The sequence below is a fragment of the Brunnivagina elsteri CCALA 953 genome, from assembly GCF_002289455.1.
GTDB lineage: Bacteria > Cyanobacteriota > Cyanobacteriia > Cyanobacteriales > Nostocaceae > Brunnivagina > Brunnivagina elsteri.
Genome location: NZ_NTFS01000649.1, coordinates 1 through 2,300, shown reverse-complemented (window position 1 = coordinate 2,300; position 2,300 = coordinate 1). Strand labels below are relative to the sequence as shown.

Genomic DNA, 2,300 nt, shown 5'->3' with positions numbered 1-2,300 from the left:
GCGTTCGCGTTTAATTTCCCTTTACTTTCTCATGATTTATTTATCTTTCTTGGAAGAATAAAAACTGGGATGTACCCATGCCCGACTATGATGAAGATTACGAAGTACTAATTGCGAGAGTTGAAAATATTTCAACAGTGCCGCACTATTGCTTTGACGAAGGTAAACCTGTATTTATGGATATTTCCATAGATAATTTGGATTGTGTTTATCCAATTACTTCACGCGGTAAACGGTTGCTTCAGGGGCGGGTTGATAGCAATATTAACTTAGGCAAGCCGATATTTGAGAGTTATGTTAATGCCTCCGTTCAACTGCGACAATCTTCTTTATCATTGATGGGTGGTGCAGCATTACTTCTTATTGCTCGACTGGATATGGCTAAATATCAAGATACTATAGAACTGCTCAAACATGATACTTTGCTGGGTGCATCTCGCAGTTCCTGTGGCGAACAATTTCCCCTCAATGGTACGTTAATTGAAAACTTACTGTGCTACAGTCGTCATGAAGTCATGCCCACTTCTGATATTGGTTATTTCTATGATTTTGGGATAATCGTTAGCAAGCTTTACTCAGATAACAATGATATTGCTAATTTGTTGGACAAATATCGTTCCTGTTTGAAAGCAATTGCCCATGAGAATAAAAGTGCTACGCTTGACTATTTATTGGAAAAAGCGAATGATGTAATGGTTTTGTTTGATACTGCTTTAAATCTTAAATTAAGTGCCACATCAATAATTATTTTTTTAAAACTACAATCTGAACTTTATCAATATCAAGACTTAGATAAAACTACATTCAAGGAATTGGTTGCTAATTTAGGGATGGTGACGGAACGTGACATTGCTCTCGGATTATGGTTGTTGGGTGTATGTTTTGGATTTGAGTTTTTTTGTGCAAATTATTATGAGGCAACCCAACCTGGTTTTTTCTTGGAGTTTTAGCTGCTTTTTTCACTACATTGAACTGGATTTTTGGTCTGGATATTGACTTTGACTTATCAAAACTTGCCGTTCAAGCACGCGATTGGGAATATTTAACTGAAGCAATCTTGCAGTTGCTTGCCCAATTTGAGTTTTCCCTTCTATTCGCGCATTTGTAATACAAAAATGTTCGTCCCAAACCTGACGACGGGGATTAAATAAAGGGACTATTTCTTTGGTTACTTGGTCTATTGTCGCAAAATCAGAACCTTTATGGCGATTACAAGATAAACATGAAAGTGCCAAATTATCCGCAGCAGTCTCACCACTATGTTTTATAGGAATAATATGGTCTACTTCGTGAGTATAAATAGAAAAATCCTGATGAATAAGACAATATTCACAGCGTTTTGAAGCTCTATTTATTATCAGCTTACGTAGTTCGACAGAAATATAATCAGAAGTCATCTTTATTAATCGCGTTTGAAAGCCCGTGCCTTTAATAAAATCATCATATGTTCTAATTGCTCGTAAACATCTAATTCAGCTAATTCCATCGAGCTAAGTGTTGCAGAACGGTTTTTTTCTAATAACTCTGACAACCGTTTCTGAGCTTGGGCTGAAACTTTAAAAGCAATTATTTCTTCAGGTGTTGGACGCTTAATTAAAAAATCGAGAACTTCTTGATAAACTGCGGGAATATCTGTAGTCCTAGTTTGAACTATTGGCTGAGAAGTTGTTGATGAATTTGCAACGTCTAACAACTGCCACAGCAATTCGGGTAAACGATTTTGCAGAGGTTCTAAACGTTGAGCGAGTTCATCAGAAATTTGAATCGTTAATTCTGCCATTGCTCAGTTCGCTATACGACTTATCTTGTTTCCCAATTATAGCTTGATATTCTTCAAGTCGATTTTATCCCAGCGACCCATTGCGTGTGATTGTTTCTACTGCAAATTCTATCCAGTTCGTGATTAAATCCAGTCCATTCCAAATAGGAGGATTCTTTTTCCTCATTTTATTATACGAAATGTAGTAATTGAATTTTTCTGCATAAATTTCTGTTAGAGTAATTTTTTCTCAAAAGTAATTTTTATATTTCTTTCAAGCCACATACACAAACCTAGTTGCATTGCCAGTAGCCAATATGTAACCTAACAATTGTTTGTTGAATTGGGCAGAAATTTAACTCAGCTTAAGTTCAATTAAATCCTAACTAAAGCGACTGGATTTGTTAAATATTTTTTATTCCACAAATATTGTCGCAACACTTGAGCTTGTCCCTTTCATCATAAACACTCATATTCAGTTGGAATTAAGCGAGCATGGTATATGAAAACGTAATCTATACCCAGAAAACACTTGCCGAAA

3 protein-coding genes are annotated in these 2,300 nt (G+C 35.8%); 1 reads left to right on the top strand and 2 read right to left on the bottom strand.

The genetic code is table 11. The annotated features are described in order from the left end of the window. Nucleotides 1–77: 77 nt before the first annotated feature. Nucleotides 78–950 carry a hypothetical protein gene (locus CK510_RS29505; RefSeq protein ID WP_095725001.1) on the top strand — a complete coding sequence of 291 codons (873 nt, stop codon included), beginning with the start codon at nt 78–80 and terminating at the stop codon, nt 948–950. Between the two features lie 12 nt (nt 951–962). On the opposite strand, the gene CK510_RS29500 is transcribed toward CK510_RS29505, so the two are convergent. Further along, nucleotides 963–1,397, bottom strand: a complete 435-nt coding sequence (locus CK510_RS29500) for an HNH endonuclease (RefSeq protein ID WP_095725000.1) — start codon at nt 1,395–1,397, stop codon at nt 963–965. Nucleotides 1,398–1,402: 5 nt separating this feature from the next. Continuing rightward, complete coding sequence (locus tag CK510_RS29495; RefSeq protein ID WP_095724999.1) at nt 1,403–1,780, bottom strand: hypothetical protein; 378 nt, start codon at nt 1,778–1,780, stop codon at nt 1,403–1,405. Between the last annotated feature and the right edge of the window lie 520 nt (nt 1,781–2,300).

What these genes read in the sequence shown, in the direction of transcription:
- CK510_RS29500 (WP_095725000.1), bottom strand. Translation starts at nt 1,397, where the DNA reads ATGACTTCTGATTATATTTCTGTCGAACTACGTAAGCTGATAATAAAT.
- CK510_RS29505 (WP_095725001.1), top strand. Translation starts at nt 78, where the DNA reads ATGCCCGACTATGATGAAGATTACGAAGTACTAATTGCGAGAGTTGAA.
- CK510_RS29495 (WP_095724999.1), bottom strand. Translation starts at nt 1,780, where the DNA reads ATGGCAGAATTAACGATTCAAATTTCTGATGAACTCGCTCAACGTTTA.